This window comes from Photorhabdus hindustanensis, assembly GCF_002968995.1.
Taxonomy (GTDB): Bacteria; Pseudomonadota; Gammaproteobacteria; order Enterobacterales; family Enterobacteriaceae; genus Photorhabdus; species Photorhabdus akhurstii.
In genome coordinates this window covers 1-16745 of sequence record NZ_PUWT01000038.1, presented here as the reverse complement: position 1 = coordinate 16745, position 16745 = coordinate 1, and the positions used below count along the sequence as shown (strand labels likewise).

13 protein-coding genes are annotated in these 16745 nt (G+C 43.3%); 7 read left to right on the top strand and 6 right to left on the bottom strand.

Annotation, left to right across the window (positions count from 1 at the left end; translation table 11 throughout):
• Positions 1 to 423: 423 nt before the first annotated feature.
• From gltB to C6H66_RS14440, 3 genes are all read left to right on the top strand, one after another.
• Positions 424 to 4881 carry a glutamate synthase large subunit gene (gene gltB / locus C6H66_RS14450; protein WP_105395927.1) on the top strand — a complete coding sequence of 1486 codons (4458 nt, stop codon included), beginning with the start codon at positions 424 to 426 and terminating at the stop codon, positions 4879 to 4881.
• A gap of 9 nt (positions 4882 to 4890) precedes the next feature.
• The gene (locus tag C6H66_RS14445) at positions 4891 to 6309 is read left to right on the top strand and encodes a glutamate synthase small subunit (RefSeq protein ID WP_105395926.1); all 1419 of its coding nucleotides are present in this window, start codon (positions 4891 to 4893) and stop codon (positions 6307 to 6309) included.
• A 238-nt stretch (positions 6310 to 6547) separates the two neighbouring features.
• Complete coding sequence (locus tag C6H66_RS14440; protein ID WP_105395925.1) at positions 6548 to 7054, top strand: hypothetical protein; 507 nt, start codon at positions 6548 to 6550, stop codon at positions 7052 to 7054.
• Between the two features lie 48 nt (positions 7055 to 7102).
• On the opposite strand, the gene sspB is transcribed toward C6H66_RS14440, so the two are convergent.
• The 5 genes from sspB to zapE form a co-directional block, all read right to left on the bottom strand.
• Positions 7103 to 7618 (bottom strand): ClpXP protease specificity-enhancing factor, encoded by a 516-nt coding sequence (sspB, locus tag C6H66_RS14435; RefSeq protein WP_046396974.1) that lies wholly within the window; start codon positions 7616 to 7618, stop codon positions 7103 to 7105.
• A gap of 3 nt (positions 7619 to 7621) precedes the next feature.
• On the bottom strand, positions 7622 to 8263 hold the full coding sequence (sspA, locus tag C6H66_RS14430) for a stringent starvation protein SspA (protein WP_036808599.1): 642 nt from the start codon (positions 8261 to 8263) through the stop codon (positions 7622 to 7624).
• Positions 8264 to 8585: 322 nt separating this feature from the next.
• Complete coding sequence (gene rpsI, locus C6H66_RS14425; protein WP_011148146.1) at positions 8586 to 8978, bottom strand: 30S ribosomal protein S9; 393 nt, start codon at positions 8976 to 8978, stop codon at positions 8586 to 8588.
• 15 nt (positions 8979 to 8993) lie between these two features.
• Complete coding sequence (gene rplM, locus C6H66_RS14420; protein WP_011148147.1) at positions 8994 to 9422, bottom strand: 50S ribosomal protein L13; 429 nt, start codon at positions 9420 to 9422, stop codon at positions 8994 to 8996.
• A gap of 254 nt (positions 9423 to 9676) precedes the next feature.
• Complete coding sequence (gene zapE, locus C6H66_RS14415) at positions 9677 to 10807, bottom strand: cell division protein ZapE (RefSeq protein WP_105395924.1); 1131 nt, start codon at positions 10805 to 10807, stop codon at positions 9677 to 9679.
• A 218-nt stretch (positions 10808 to 11025) separates the two neighbouring features.
• On the opposite strand from zapE, the gene zapG reads away from it, so the two are divergent.
• The 4 genes from zapG (at position 11026) to degS (ending at position 16194) form a co-directional block, all read left to right on the top strand.
• A complete protein-coding gene (gene zapG, locus C6H66_RS14410) occupies positions 11026 to 11430 on the top strand; it encodes a Z-ring associated protein ZapG (RefSeq protein ID WP_036780302.1) in 405 nt (134 codons plus the stop codon).
• Positions 11431 to 11667: 237 nt separating this feature from the next.
• On the top strand, positions 11668 to 13044 hold the full coding sequence (degQ, locus tag C6H66_RS14405) for a serine endoprotease DegQ (protein ID WP_036780300.1): 1377 nt from the start codon (positions 11668 to 11670) through the stop codon (positions 13042 to 13044).
• A gap of 118 nt (positions 13045 to 13162) precedes the next feature.
• Complete coding sequence (gene vapB / locus C6H66_RS14400) at positions 13163 to 13390, top strand: type II toxin-antitoxin system VapB family antitoxin (protein ID WP_105395923.1); 228 nt, start codon at positions 13163 to 13165, stop codon at positions 13388 to 13390.
• Positions 13391 to 15132: 1742 nt separating this feature from the next.
• Positions 15133 to 16194 carry an outer membrane-stress sensor serine endopeptidase DegS gene (gene degS / locus C6H66_RS14395; RefSeq protein WP_105395922.1) on the top strand — a complete coding sequence of 354 codons (1062 nt, stop codon included), beginning with the start codon at positions 15133 to 15135 and terminating at the stop codon, positions 16192 to 16194.
• Between the two features lie 293 nt (positions 16195 to 16487).
• On the opposite strand, the gene C6H66_RS25985 is transcribed toward degS, so the two are convergent.
• Positions 16488 to 16649 carry a hypothetical protein gene (locus C6H66_RS25985; RefSeq protein WP_160297030.1) on the bottom strand — a complete coding sequence of 54 codons (162 nt, stop codon included), beginning with the start codon at positions 16647 to 16649 and terminating at the stop codon, positions 16488 to 16490.
• Between the last annotated feature and the right edge of the window lie 96 nt (positions 16650 to 16745).

The following is a 16745-nucleotide window of genomic DNA, read 5'->3' as shown; positions in this document are numbered from 1 at the left end:
ATTTTAAACCTAGTAAATAAAAGTTTAACAGCATATATAAAACAGATATTACACTAATATTAGTGATATAAATCACATTAAAATTCTAACATGATCTATATCACATAACTCCAATATTAAATTTTTTACTTAAAAATTATAACGTTAGCCTTAATTATCACCTATCCTTATCTTATCCCAGCTATATTTGACCTGATTTATATTTCTAGTTAACTTGGAAAGTCACTGGAAATCATCTGTCAGATTCTCATCTGAACCATAATTATGCAGTGAAACAATATCATTTAAGTCACCACCTGTTTATCACAAATAAACAAGTGGTGGTTGATTGAGGGCGCAATTCAGACGCCAGTACAAAGTATTAATCTCACAAATGTCTGTGAGTTTCTGTGAGAGTCGGACAGAACCTCGGGAGGTTCATATATGCTATATAACAAATCTCAAGAAAAGGATAACTGTGGCTTTGGATTGATAGCCCATATTGAAGGGGAGCCAAGCCACAAAGTAGTACGTACCGCTATCCATGCCTTGGCAAGAATGCAACATCGTGGGGCAATCCTGGCAGACGGCAAAACCGGTGATGGTTGTGGTTTATTACTGCAAAAACCTGACCGTTTTTTTCGGATGGTCGCACAGGAGCAAGAGTGGCATTTAGCCCGCAATTACGCCGTCGGAATGCTATTTCTCAGCCAAGATCCTCAGATTGCACAAAACTGCCGGGAAATCGTCGAACAAGAGCTACAAAATGAAACTCTGTCAGTCGTTGGCTGGCGTGAAGTCCCCATCAACAGTGATATTCTGGGCGAAATAGCCCTCTCAAGCCTCCCCCGTATCGAACAGATTTTTGTTAATGCTCCAGCAGGCTGGCGTGCACGTGATTTAGAACGCCGTTTGTTCGTTGCTCGCCGCCGAATAGAAAAACGCATTAACGACAGCGATTTTTATGTTTGCAGTTTGTCTAATCTGGTGACTATCTATAAAGGGCTGTGCATGGCGGCAGATTTACCCCGCTTCTATCCCGATCTGGCTGATTTACGTTTGGAATCGGCGATTTGCCTATTCCACCAGCGCTTCTCAACCAATACCGTCCCACGCTGGCCACTGGCACAACCTTTTCGCTATCTTGCCCATAACGGTGAAATAAACACCATCACCGGTAACCGCCAGTGGGCACGAGCAAGAGCCTATAAATTCAAGACGCCGCTGATTCCCGATCTGCAAACGGCTGCCCCTTTTGTCAACGAAACCGGGTCAGATTCCAGCTCGCTGGATAACATGCTGGAACTGTTTCTCAACGGCGGCATGGATTTAATCCGTGCTATGCGATTGCTGGTTCCTCCCGCATGGCAAAACAATCCTGATATGGATGAAGATCTGCGAGCTTTTTTTGATTTCAACTCCATGCACATGGAGCCGTGGGATGGCCCGGCGGGTATCGTTATGTCAGATGGGCGCTATGCTGCCTGTAATCTGGATCGCAATGGCTTGCGCCCGGCCCGCTATGTTATCACCAAAGATAAGCTGATCACCTGTGCTTCCGAAATCGGCATCTGGGATTATCAACCGGACGAAGTGGTGGAAAAAGGGCGCGTTGGTCCCGGTGAACTTATCGTGATTGATACCCGCCAAGGCCGCATCCTTCATGCAGAAGAAACAGACAATGACTTAAAAAGCCGCCATCCCTATAAAGAATGGATGGATAAAAACGTCAAACGCCTTACTCCATTTGAAGAGCTACTGGAAGATCAAGCTGGTCATCGGGATCTGAACGATCAATCCTTAGCGGTCTATCACAAACAATTTGCCTACAGCAACGAAGAGCTAGATCAAATCATCCGTGTCTTGGGAGAGAATGGTCAGGAAGCAACCGGTTCAATGGGGGATGATACACCGTTTGCCGTCCTTTCCAGCCGTCCACGGATTATTTATGACTATTTCCGCCAGCAATTCGCTCAAGTCACTAATCCGCCAATCGACCCACTACGGGAAGCACATGTTATGTCTCTCACCACCTGCATTGGGCGGGAGATGAACGTATTTTGCGAAGCAGAGGGACAGGCACACCGATTAAGCTTTAAATCCCCTATTCTGCTCTACTCTGATTTTCATCAATTAATCACGCAGCAAAGTCCACACTATCGCGCAGAACGATTAGACTTAACTTTCAATCCACAAGAAACCAATCTGCAAAATGCCCTGTTCGCATTGTGTGACCAGGCAGAACAACTCGCCAGAGATGGTGCGGTATTGTTGGTATTATCTGACCGCAACATTACGCCGGAGAAGTTACCCATACCAGCGCCGATGGCTGTTGGCGCTATTCAACACCGTTTGGTAGAAAAAAACCTACGCTGTGATACCAACCTGATAGTAGAAACAGCGAGTGCCCGTGATCCACACCATTTCACTGTACTACTGGGATTTGGCGCCACAGCGATTTATCCCTACCTGGCTTATGAATCACTGGCCAAAATGGTCGATAATGGCACAATTAATAAACCCTATGCTGATGTCATGCTTAACTACCGCAATGGTATCAATAAAGGGTTATATAAAATCATGTCGAAAATGGGCATATCGACTATCGCCTCCTATCGCTGTTCTAAACTATTTGAAGCTGTCGGCTTACATTCCGAATTAACTGAATTTTGCTTTAACGGCGTCGTCAGCCGAATTGGCGGTGCTAATTTCAGCGATTTCGAGCAGGATCTGCGAAACTTATCCAAACGCGCATGGCTTGCCCGTCAACCACTCGATCAGGGGGGATTGCTGAAATATGTTCATAACGGCGAATACCACGCCTATAACCCGGATGTTGTAAGCACTTTACAGGCTGCGGTTCATAGTGGCGAATATCACGATTACCTAAAATATTCTCGTCTGGTTAATCAACGCCCAATTACCACCATCCGTGATTTACTGGCGATCAAAACAAAAGCTGAACCTCTGCCTATTGAAGAAGTAGAACCTGCCGAAGAGCTGTTTAAACGCTTTGATACCGCAGCGATGTCGATTGGAGCATTAAGCCCCGAAGCACACGAAGCTCTGGCCGAAGCCATGAATACGCTAGGTGGTTTTTCCAACTCCGGCGAAGGTGGAGAAGATCCCGCACGTTACGGAACAAAAAAGGTTTCCCGTATCAAACAAGTTGCTTCCGGTCGATTCGGTGTAACACCTGCTTATCTGGTCAACGCTGATGTGATTCAGATTAAAGTCGCGCAAGGTGCTAAACCCGGAGAAGGTGGGCAATTACCGGGCGATAAGGTAACACCGTATATTGCAAAACTGCGTTATTCCGTGCCCGGCGTAACACTTATTTCTCCACCACCACATCACGATATTTACTCTATTGAAGATTTGGCTCAGTTGATTTTCGATCTAAAACAGATCAACCCCAATGCGCTGATCTCAGTAAAACTGGTTTCAGAACCCGGCGTTGGTACTGTTGCCACTGGCGTTGCCAAAGCTTATGCCGATTTAATTACTATTGCAGGTTATGACGGCGGTACCGGCGCCAGTCCATTGTCATCGGTGAAGTATGCCGGATGCCCTTGGGAATTGGGGCTGGTGGAAACCCAACAAGCGCTAGTTGCTAACGGATTACGCCATAAGATCCGCTTACAAGTCGACGGCGGGTTGAAAACCGGCGTAGATATTATTAAAGCGGCCATTCTTGGCGCTGAAAGTTTCGGTTTCGGTACCGGACCGATGGTTGCCCTTGGGTGCAAATATCTGCGTATTTGCCATCTCAATAACTGTGCAACCGGGGTTGCCACTCAGGATGAGAAATTACGTCGCGACCACTACCACGGATTGCCTGAGCGGGTAATGAACTATTTCCGCTTTATCGCCCGTGAAACCAGAGAGATTATGGCTGCATTGGGTGTCAAAAAGCTAACTGATTTAATCGGCCGAACTGACCTGCTTGAAGTATTAGAAGGTATTTCAGCAAAACAGAGCAAACTCAATCTTGATCCGCTCCTGGCAACCGCAGAACCCCATCAAGGCAAAACATTATATTGCACCGAAAACAATCCACCATTCGATAATGGGACTCTGAATAAAAATTTACTGGCTCAAGCTTCCAGCTATATTGAGAACCAGCAAAGTAAAACTTTCTATTTCGATATCCGTAATACTGATCGTTCAGTGGGCGCTTCCCTTTCCGGTTTTATCGCTGCTCGACATGGTAATCAGGGGATCGCCGCGGCGCCAATAAAAATTCATTTCAACGGTACTGCCGGTCAAAGTTTTGGTGTCTGGAATGCCGGTGGTCTAGAGCTGACACTTATCGGCGATGCCAACGATTATGTCGGTAAAGGTATGGCTGGCGGCCGCATTGTCATACACCCGCCGGTGGGTTCTGCCTTCAAAAGCCATCAGGCAACCATCATTGGCAACACATGTCTCTACGGAGCAACCGGGGGCAAACTGTTTGCTGCCGGGCGAGCAGGAGAACGCTTCGCCGTTCGTAATTCAGGGGCGATTACAGTTGTAGAAGGTATTGGAGATAATGGCTGTGAATATATGACAGGAGGTATCGTCTGTATTCTCGGACGCACTGGCATAAATTTTGGTGCCGGAATGACCGGAGGCTTTGCTTATGTCCTGGATGAAAATGATGATTTCCGCAAACGGGTTAACCCAGAGTTAGTCGAAGTACTGGCAGTAGCTACCTTAGCTATCCACGAAGAACACTTGAGAGGACTTATCACTGAGCACGTCCTCCTGACCGGCTCTCAGCGCGGTGAAGATATTCTTGCTAACTGGCAACAGTGGCTGAGTAAATTCGCGCTTGTGAAACCCAAATCCAGTGATGTGAAAGCCCTACTGGGACATCGCAGTCGTTCTTCCGCAGAATTGCGAATTCAAGCGCAATAAGGAGCCAAGATGAGCCAGAATGTATATCAGTTTATCGACTTACAACGCGTCGATCCGCCTAAAAAGCCGCTGAAAATCCGCAAAATAGAATTTGTGGAGATCTACGAGCCATTTTCAGCAATTCAGGCACAGACACAGGCCGATCGCTGCCTTTCTTGCGGTAACCCTTATTGCGAATGGAAATGCCCCGTTCATAACTACATTCCCAATTGGCTTAAACTTGCCAATGAAGGACGTATTATGGAAGCGGCTGATCTATCCCACCAAACAAACAGCCTGCCGGAAGTTTGTGGTCGTGTTTGCCCACAGGATCGCCTTTGTGAAGGCGCTTGTACTCTGAATGATGAGTTCGGTGCCGTGACGATTGGTAATATTGAGCGCTACATCAATGACAAAGCGATTGCTATGGGCTGGAAGCCCGATATGTCACAAGTTCAGCCAACGGGCAAACAGGTTGCGATTATTGGCGCAGGCCCTGCGGGGCTAGCTTGTGCTGATGTATTAACCCGTAATGGCGTACAAGCCGTTGTTTTTGATCGTCACCCGGAAATCGGTGGATTACTCACCTTTGGCATACCGGCGTTTAAACTGGAAAAAGAGGTCATGATACGCCGCCGTGAAATTTTCTCTGAGATGGGAATTAAATTCCGGCTCAATACTGAAATAGGCAAAGATATTGCCTTATCTGAACTGACTGAGCAGTTTGATGCAGTATTCCTTGGTGTAGGAACCTATCAGTCAATGCGTGGAGGGCTGGCAAATGAAGATGCTGATGGTGTTTATGAGGCTCTGCCATTTCTGACTGCCAATACCCGGCATTTGATGGGTTATCCCGCCCTGCAATCGCAACCTTTTATCAATATGCAGGGTAAGCGGGTCGTGGTGCTTGGCGGCGGTGATACTGCAATGGATTGTGTCAGAACCTCGATTCGCCAAAAAGCAGTTTCGGTTACTTGTGCTTATCGTCGCGACGAAATCAACATGCCAGGATCCCAGCGTGAAGTCAAAAATGCCAAGGAAGAAGGTGTAGAGTTTCTGTTTAATCTGCAACCGGTCAGTATTGAAATCAACCATTCAGGTCAAGTTTGTGGCATAAAAATGGTACGGACTCAATTAGGTCAACCTGATGAGAATGGACGCCGCCAAGCTGAAATTATCGCAGGTTCAGAACACCTGCTTAAGGCCGATGCAGTGATCATGGCATTCGGCTTTAAACCACATACCATGAACTGGCTAAATGATCATCAAGTAACCTTGGATAAACAGGGACGCATTGTCGCACCAGAGAGTTCAGACATTCCCTTTCAAACCAGCAATCCGCAGATATTTGCTGGTGGGGATGCTGTTCGTGGCTCCGATCTCGTTGTAACCGCAATTGCCGAGGGGCGTAAAGCCGCGCAAGGCATTCTTGATTACCTAAACATCTAATCAACCAAGGGAGCTTTTCAGCTCCCATCTCTTTCTATTACCAGTTCAATAAATTATATTAATCTAACCACCATTACACAAAAAAGTAAGTAGATTTGATGAACATTTCAGACTTATTACTGTCATAGATAATATTTTAGAATATTATTTTTTATCAATATAGAATTTAAATAAAATATTCTAACCAATAGGGCTAAACACTACGATATTTACTTAACTACAAACACTGGAAATATTAATGAAGCTAATAAAAACCCTAATTCTATTATCACCAATGCTGTTTATCAGCCAAACGGCACTTGCTTTATCACAGCCCTTGACACCCGAAGATATTACTAAAGAAATTATAAACAGAGGGACCAACTCTGTAGTGGCAGAATTAGGAGAAATGGGAGCCAGGCAAGAAATCACTCACAAAATTACGACTGGTGACCGTAAATGGATAAAACTGGCTTTCAAATTAACGCAAAGCATGCACCAGGATTTTGCCAAAGAGATACGCTACGCATTATCCCTGGCATTAATTAATAATCCTGTCGAGGTCCTTGCTAATGCAGATAAAGAAAGCAATATATCACTGGCTGATATCTGCACAATCCCACCAGAGCTGGGAACCAGAGAGAATAAAATAGAGTTTGTAGATAAGGTCAAAAAGAGCTTAGGCGCTATCACAAATCGCGAAGCTAAAGACAGAGCTGAAGATTGTTTCTGGGAGTTAGAAAAAGCCTACAATACAGAATTCTAATTAATAAATTTAAAAAAATAAGGAGGCGAATCGCCCCCTCTTCTAAGCCTATTTAACTACCCGTAAAGCAGGGCGCCCTCTCGTTGGCTTTGGTGGATCATCATCAGGTGAAGTTCCACTATTATCTTCGGCATCACTCAGTGTATCCGTAACTAATACCAGATTATCTGTCGCAGATGCAGAGGCACCCGCTTTATCCTGATCTGAAGCAGATTTAAAAAGATATTCATCTTTATAAGCTGCTTCAGGCTCAAACATCATTCCCGCCCCATTTTCACGGCCATAAATCGCTATAACCGCCGCCATCGGTACACTAACCCGACGGGGAACACCACCAAAACGGGCATTGAAGCGTACTTCATCATTGGTTAACTCAAGATTACCAACAGCTCTCGGCGCTATATTCAACACAATTTGCCCATCGCGGGCATATTCCATTGGTACATTAACTCCACGTAAAGTCACGTCTATAACCAGATGCGGAGTCATATTATTATCGAGCAACCACTCGTAGTGAGCACGCAACAAATAAGGACGACGGGGAGACATTTGAGACAGCTCCATAAATCAGCTCCTGGATTGCAAGCGCATTTCACGTTCAGCTTCAGTTAACGAAGCCAAGAATGCATCACGCTCAAAGACACGCTGCATGTAAATTTGTAAATCTTTAGTGCCAGAACTTGGTAACTCTATACCCAATACCGGTAAACGCCATAGTAAAGGAGCAAGATAACAATCAACCAAACTGAATTCTTCGCTCATAAAGAATGGCATCTCTTTAAATATTGGCGCCACTGCTAGCAACTCTTCTGCTAATCTTTTACGGGCAGTATTGGCTTCTTGAGAATTGCCTTCTTCAATCGTATGCATCAGGGAGTACCAGTCTTTTTGGATGCGGTGCATCATCAAACGGCTGGAACCACGGGCAACTGGATACACTGGCATTAATGGCGGATGAGGAAAACGTTCATCCAGATATTCCATAATGATGCGGGAATCATATAGCGCCAGCTCACGATCAACCAAAGTCGGAACTGTCTGATAAGGGTTCAGATCGATGAGGTCCTGTGGCAGGTTACCTGCCTCAACCTGTTCAACTTCAACGCTGACACCTTTTTCCGCCAATACAATTCGCACTTGATGGCTAAAAATGTCGGCCGGGCCTGAAAACAGAGTCATTACAGAACGTTTGTTGGCAGCGACAGCCATGAAAACCTCCAAGTTTATCTAAAAAAGGAATGAATAGCCCCACACGACCACGACTATTCTTACTCATTCATTCTCACCCTTTATGTTTCTGCGCCGCAACGGTGAATACGGATATGCGCTATTCAACACAATTATATCCTACACAATTATTATCCAACGCAATTACCATCGTTCAGATAATAGGCAGACAAATGGATGAGGCAAAAATTGGCACTAGTTTACCAGATTTTGTACATTTTGGGGGAAGTGTATGGATAATTAAGTAAAAAACCCGCCACAAAGACGGGTTTGCACATTAAATAATTGCCATAAAGACAAAAAATTAACGTTTGGAGAACTGTGGACGACGACGTGCTTTACGCAGACCAACTTTCTTACGTTCAACTTCACGAGCATCGCGGGTAACGAAGCCAGCTTTACGAAGATCAGAACGCAGAGTTTCGTCATACGCCATCAGTGCGCGGGTGATACCGTGACGGATTGCACCTGCTTGACCAGAAATACCACCACCTTTAACGGTGATGTACAGATCCAGTTTACCCAACATATCAACCAACTCCAGCGGCTGACGAACAACCATGCGCGCTGTTTCACGGCCGAAGTAAACTTCAAGGCTGCGTTTGTTGATGACGATATTACCGCTACCTGGCTTAATAAAGACACGTGCGGAAGAGCTTTTGCGGCGACCAGTGCCGTAGTATTGATTTTCAGCCATTGCCTATAATCCCGATTAAATGTCCAGAACTTGCGGTTGCTGTGCCGCATGGTTGTGCTCGCTACCGGCGTAAACTTTCAGTTTACGGTACATTGCACGGCCCAGTGGCCCTTTTGGCAGCATGCCTTTAACCGCGATTTCAATTACACGCTCAGGACGGCGAGCAATCATCTCTTCAAAGGTCGCTTGCTTGATACCACCGATATGACCGGTGTGGTGATAGTAGATTTTATCAGAACGCTTGTTGCCGGTGACTGCAACTTTTTCTGCATTAACGATGATGATGTAATCACCGGTATCAACATGCGGAGTGTATTCCGCTTTATGCTTGCCGCGCAGGCGACGAGCCACTTCAGTTGCAAGACGGCCCAAAGTTTTGCCATCTGCGTCAACAACATACCAGTCGCGTTTTACGGTTTCTGGTTTAGCTGTAAAAGTTTTCATTAAAGCTTACCCAATAATAAGTTACACGTTGGTGAACACTCAAGGTTCAGAAACTTGCTGAGGTTCACACGACTCTTGTCCAGCAAACCTACCCCTTCGAATAGCCTATGCCGGCACTATTGCAAGTTTTTGGGAAAAAAAACATTGCTGTAACGTGGGGTCGCAAGATTATAGAGAAGTCAAAAATAAAAATCGACCCCAATTTGAATATTTAAAATCAGTTTTGAATCTGAAATATACGGGTAAACATAAAATTAAGGTAAATGAGGTAATTTCAGATACTCTTCGCTTTGCATCTCTTGCAAACGGGATAAGCAACGCTGGTATTCGAAAGTCAACAACACCCCTTGGTAAATTTGCTCCATCGGCACCGCCGCATTAATGATCAGTTTTACCCGGCGTTCGTAAAATTCATCAACCAGCGCCAGAAAACGGCGAGCGGCATTTTCATTACCCGGCATTATCGCTGGAACCTGATATAACAAAACAGTGTGATAAAGTTTTGCTAAAACAATATAATCCATCTGACTACGCGCATCTTCGCACAAAACTTTAAATCCAATTGCCAATACACCATCAGCGTTACGAATCGCCGGCATCTGTCGATGGTTAATTTCCAACACCGAAGCTTGTTCACTGCTGTTACCGGCCAAAAGAATAAACATTCGATCCATCGCTCGTTCATTATCTTCATTCAGCGGTGCGAAATAGAGATGAGCTTGTGTCAATGTGCGCAACCGATAGTCAATACCCGAATCCACATTCATAACATCACAATATTTTTTGATCTGCTCAATAGCAGGCAAAAAACGAGCTCGCTGTAAGCCATTGCGATAGAGTTCATCTGGAGGAATATTGGACGTTGCAATCAAGGTAATTCCCCTGACAAACAGCGCCTCCAACAATGTACCGAGAATCATGGCATCGGTAATATCGGAAACGAAAAACTCATCAAAGCAAAGCACATCGGTTTCCGCTTTAAAACTATCCGCTACAATATCCAGCGGATTTTCATGCCCTTGCAATGCCTTTAACTCTTCATGCACTCGCAGCATAAAACGATGGAAATGCAAACGTAATTTTCTTTCACTGGGTAAACTTTGGTAAAACATATCCATTAACCAAGTTTTCCCTCTACCAACGCCTCCCCACATATAAAGCCCTTGAACAGGTCTACAGCTCATTGAAGTCGGCTTGCCTAACAGTTTACTCAGACGACCTTTCAAGCTTTGGCGTTTCACGGGATTGCCGGGAGAAGCATTAATCAGAGCATGACGAATGGTATCCAATTGAGCAACGACTTGACGCTGAACCTCATCTGGTTGGTATTTACCCTCGGAAAGGGCTTTTTGATAGTATGATGAAGGGGTAATCAATGATGGCATGACAATAACAATCCTTAAAATAATCGCCCATTTTTTATCGTTTTTATGATTCAGATTGACCTTATTACCGGATCAATTGTCTACAATAAGGTTCAGAATAAGGTCTACAAACAAATGTAAATCATGATCAATATTCCACTCTAACTAGATTAACGGTTATAGTGACGATAATTAAGTGAAACATTCTGCGGAACAACGATGTTGATGAAGGAGTAGCTATGACTTGGGAGTATGCACTGATTGGATTGGTAGTTGGTTTTGTTATCGGAGCGCTAGTTATGCGTTTTGGTAACGCTAAGCTGCGCCAGCAGAAAGCCTTACAAACCGAACTGGAGAATAATAAATCAGAACTGGAAGAGTACCGTAAAGAATTAGTTGGTCATTTTGCCCGCAGTGCAGAATTACTCGACAATATGGCTCGCGATTATCGTCAGTTATATCAGCATATGGCTAAAAGCTCTCATGAACTGATGCCGAATATGCCAGTACAAGACAATCCATTTAATTATCGATTGACTGAATCAGAAGCGGATAATGATCAAGCTCCGGTTAAGATGCCACCAAAGGATTATTCCGACGGCGCTTCCGGCCTGTTTCGTCCGATGAACGAAAAAAACCAGTAAAAATTTTTGCTGTGGCATGTTCGTGCCACAGCATTAATTCAAATGTAAAATCTATTATCTACCTGCAAGTTTTGTCTTTTTGTTTCTCAATCATGTAAATACCTGTAAAGAATCATGCTAAATCTGTTTGCCCGATGAACTTTATTTAATAATTAACAGTCATAGAATAATCATGGCTGCTTGCCGGAATTAACTTCATTGGCCTTCTGGCTTAGGTATACAAGAGAACAAAATTAGATGAAAAGAAAACACTTACTCCTTAGTGCGTTAGCAATCAGTATCGGACTGTCTACAATTTCGATCCCGACTATCAGTAGCGCTGCTTTACCTGCTGCTATTGCCGGTCAGACGTTACCAAGCCTTGCACCGATGCTTGAAAAAGTCCTGCCAGCCGTTGTCAGCGTGCATGTTTCCGGTACGCAAGTACAACAGGAACAGAGCATACCCGAAGAATTCAGATTCTTCTTTGGTCCAAATCTACCAATGGGCCGTGAAAGTACCCGCCCATTCCAAGGGCTTGGCTCAGGCGTCATTATTGATGCCGCCAAAGGTTATATATTAACCAACAATCACGTTATCGAGAATGCAGATAAAATCCGTGTCCAACTAAATGATGGACGTGAATATGAAGCCAGATTGTTAGGTCGCGATCCTCAGACGGATATCGCCCTGCTGCAACTGAAAGATGCTAAGAATTTAACTGCCATTACTATGGCCGATTCCGATAAGCTCCGAGTTGGTGATTTTGCTGTTGCGGTTGGTAATCCATTCGGCCTTGGTCAAACTGCAACTTCCGGCATTATCTCTGCGTTAGGGCGTAGTGGTCTGAACCTTGAAGGGTTAGAAAACTTCATCCAAACAGATGCATCTATTAACCGTGGCAACTCCGGTGGCGCACTGGTTAATTTGAATGGTGAATTAATCGGTATCAATACCGCTATTCTGGCCCCAGGCGGCGGTAACATCGGTATCGGCTTTGCAATCCCAAGTAATATGGCAAAAACCTTGAGCGAGCAGCTTATCGCTCATGGCGAAGTCAAACGCGGTATTCTTGGTATTAAAGGCATGGAAATGAATTCCGATATCGCCAAGGCATTCAATATCGATGCCCAGCGCGGGGCATTTGTCAGTGAAGTATTACCAAAATCCGCAGCCGCGAAAGCAGGTATTAAATCCGGCGACATTCTTGTTTCCGTTGATGGTAAGAAGATTAGTAGCTTTGCTGAGCTGAAAGCCAAAATCGGCACAACGATACCAGGTAAAGAAATTAAAATTGGCTTATTGCGTAAAGGTAAACCAATGGAGGTTTCTGTTACGCTGGAAAACAGTGAAGGTCAAACAACCAAAGCCGGAAATCTGACCCTTGCCCTGCAAGGTGCGACTCTGAGCAATGGCGAAGTGAAAGGGACTTACGGTGTGAAAATCGATAGTGTCGCTCAAAACTCACCGGCGGCGTTATCTGGCTTACAGAAAAATGACCTGATTGTTGGGATCAATAATGAACGGATACAGAATATTAATGAACTGCGCAAAGTCATTGATTCTAAACCGCCAGTTATAGCGCTGAACATTCTTCGCGGCGAAGAGAGTATCTATTTGTTACTGAGAAATTAATATTTTTAGTAAAAATCGATCTAATTCCATTTAAGACACAGCGTAACGCTGTGTCTTAAAGTCGTTGATATCCCTCGCGACGGGTGAGTTTGTAAATAGTTTTTCTGGAGGACTCAATATGAGAACCGTAGTCGTATTTAAAAACGGCAATAACCGAGCTGTATGTTTACCTCACGACCTCGATTTCGAGGGAGTGAACGAATTGGAGATTATTCGTGAAAGCGATATCATTATTCTGCGACCGATTAAACCCAGTTGGAATTCCTTTTTACCACAAGAAAAAGCTAACTCTGACTTTTTAACCGAACGGCTGGATATTGTGGAAAAAGAACGCGTTAAGTTATGAAAAAATATAAGCCATTGTTTTAACCTCTGATTTTAATTGGCATCAGGTTTTAATCGTTGTTTTTACCACTTTTAATACCTGATTTTTATTAAGTTTAATCATCATGGCATATCGTATTTTACATTTAACCAACGTTAATTATACCCGCTTTTTATCTTTGCTGAGGCTGTTTACTCTCAATCCAGAGATGTTTATATAGACTATCACCCTTTATTTTTCACATAAATTAGGCCAGTAAACAGCCTGATAATATTAAAGACACCCCTTTATATTTTCTCTGATAATCAACTCTCTATTTAGAAGTTAAACCCTGCCACATTAACCGTTTCACACTTCTTTTCATTGCGTTATATTTATAATTTCCTCAATAAAATAACGGTGAGAGAATATTTTAATATCAACATACAGAATAACATTATTTTACCTTCTGATTTCTTTTCAACTCTCTGTTAATGGTTAATGGATTTTTATTAAAAGCAATTAACTGTCCTTATAAAGAAGGTATCTATTGAGTTAAATCCTTATATAAATCTTTAATCTCTCTGTATACTCACTTTTAAATCATCATAGCAAGGAATAAACCTTTTTTATTTATGCCGTCCCTTTTAAAAATCTGGCATTAATGGGATACCTAATTTTTTAATCCTCAGATGAATTAATTACCGATAAAAAAGCGCTTACGATCGCTAAAAGCGAGAAATACACGTAAAAAGAGAAAGTTAACCATGTTAAAAGAGATGGAATCGGTAAAGCAATTATCATTCCGTTTTTTTTAAGCAAAAGAGGTTTTCATTGAGTAGTTTTTATCAACCTAATATTTTTTCGTTTCCTGATACGCATTTAACTTCCCCATTTTAATTAAACTGATGTTTAAGTTTTCTCTTTTTCCTGTATTTAATTTTTTAACTTTAAAACCAGAGCAGATAACAGACATGCTAATAATATTTAAGCTCAATGCCTGATTATTTAATCATTTTTAATACTGCTAATCTAATCAATCTAAAAACTTATCGATTTCCTTTAATCATTGTCTCTGATTTTTCGTAAACTCCTAACAACCCATGCAAAACCGCTTATTTAAGCACATTAGCTTAATTCGATTAATCCTGTTAAATATTTCACTCTTATTATGGGATTAACGCTGTCACTGTGTTAATCAATTCAAGACCGGTTTTTCCTGATGTTTTCTCTTCCAATATCAATATAGCAACGAATTTTTTACCCGTTTTTAAAAAACCTTAATCACTTATTTTCACCTTTAATGATTAAAGTTTTTACCTGTTTTTTCATAATATGCTGACTATTTTTCCAGATTTTAAAACGACACTGACAGACCATAAACGGCTTTTTAACGACTGTTTTATCATACGCAGATAAAGCGTATCTCATTTTACCTGAATGAGTGAAAATTTCTGATACGCCTTGCTTTCAAACGATATGAAAAACGGCACCCCACATGATTTAATCTGGATAAATCTCAACGTTACGAAGTCAATAAAAAACGCTAAAACGAAAAATTAAAGACAGTGAAAACAGCGTTAAAACCCCGCCGATTGTAGCAAAATACGATAAAAAAGAGTTTAATGCCCATGAAAACTGTCAGTACAGATTTTTTCGTTTTATTATTAATAAAAACTCAACAGTGATAATCGAAGCGCTAAAAGTAGATCCAGCATAATGCGGTGTCTGTTAATTTCTATGTTATCCTGCCATGACTCATTAACTCACACTGAATAATACTCATGATTGCCAAGTTGCTGCGCTCTGCTTTTTTAGGATTACTTGTAGCTGTAATTTTACTGATTACCATTCCATCACTGCGCCCTAGCGGGTTGATGTCTGCAATTACCAGCAACAGTAATGACGAAGTTCCATTCAGCTTTAATAAAGGTGTCCGCAGGGCAGCGCCCGCCGTAGTCAACGTCTACAGCAGCAACATGGGGAGTTTTTCTCATCAAGGCCGGGAAAACCATACCCTTGGTTCCGGCGTCATCATGAGTGATAAAGGCTACATCCTTACCAATAAACACGTCATTAATAATGCAGGACAAATTATTGTTGCACTGCAAGACGGCCATTTTTATGAAGCCTTGGTCATAGGCTCTGACAGCTTAACGGATCTTGCCGTCCTGAAAATTGATGCTGAAAACCTGCCTGTCATAACGATTAATCCAAATAGAGTAGCGCATGTGGGAGATGTCGTTCTCGCGATTGGTAACCCTTATAATCTAGGGCAAACCATTACCCAAGGGATTATTAGCGCGACCGGTCGCGTTGGATTAAGCCCTACCCGCCGCCAAAACTTTCTCCAAACTGATGCTTCCATTAATCAAGGTAACTCCGGCGGCGCACTGATTAACACCCTTGGCGAGTTGGTAGGTATCAATACATTATCATTCGATAAAAGTGAAAATGGTGAAACCCCAGAAGGATTGGGGTTTGCTATTCCGACTGAGCTCGCCACTAAGATTATGCAGAAACTTATCCGTGACGGACGGGTTATCCGGGGTTTTATCGGCATAACATCCCAAGAGCTGCCACATATTCGCTCTTCTAACGGCAATATTAACCAGATTCAGGGGTTACGAGTATTTCAAGTGACTGCAAACGGACCAGCGCAAAAAGCTGGTATTAAAGTGGGTGATATCGTTACCAGCGTCAATGATAAACCCGCTATCTCTGCGGTTGAAACAATGGATCAAGTAGCTGAAATACGCCCCGGCAGCGTTGTTCCTGTCACTTTATTGCGCAATGGGAAAATATTATCGCTGCAAGTGACCATTGAAGAATATGATGAGTATTAATTAATCTGAGGTTTACTTAAATCGAATCTTTGGTGAACGTAGCGGGGTAAAAAATCTGGGATTTATGTCACATTTATTAAACTCATCAAATAGTCATCCCCCAAACAGACGGGACAACAGGCAGTTTTTATTATATGTTCCTGACTGGATATTAAACACATAAAACGACTGATGCGTTATCTTAACCAGACGCTTAAACCGCAATAGAATATCCCCGACGTTGCCTGTTCATACAGGTTATCAATAAGACTCTCAGCGACAAACGGCCGACGCTTTTATCGCTTTAGAGAGAGTTATGACGTAACTTGCCAATGATAAGGGAACGTAATGCCATTCCAAAAAAACCAATGCCGGCGATTTAGTGCCGGACCCATTGCCGACTGCTTAAGTGCGCAAAGCGCCGACGGTCTAACCTGCCGCATGCCCTCAACCCAGCCAAAGCGGCCGCTCGCCATCATCACCTCGTTTCAAGCCCGTCCGGGCGAAGAACCCTAACCCCAGGGAGGCGTGATGAGCCTGTTACAAAATGTCTGGGTGGGTGCCGGGGCCGC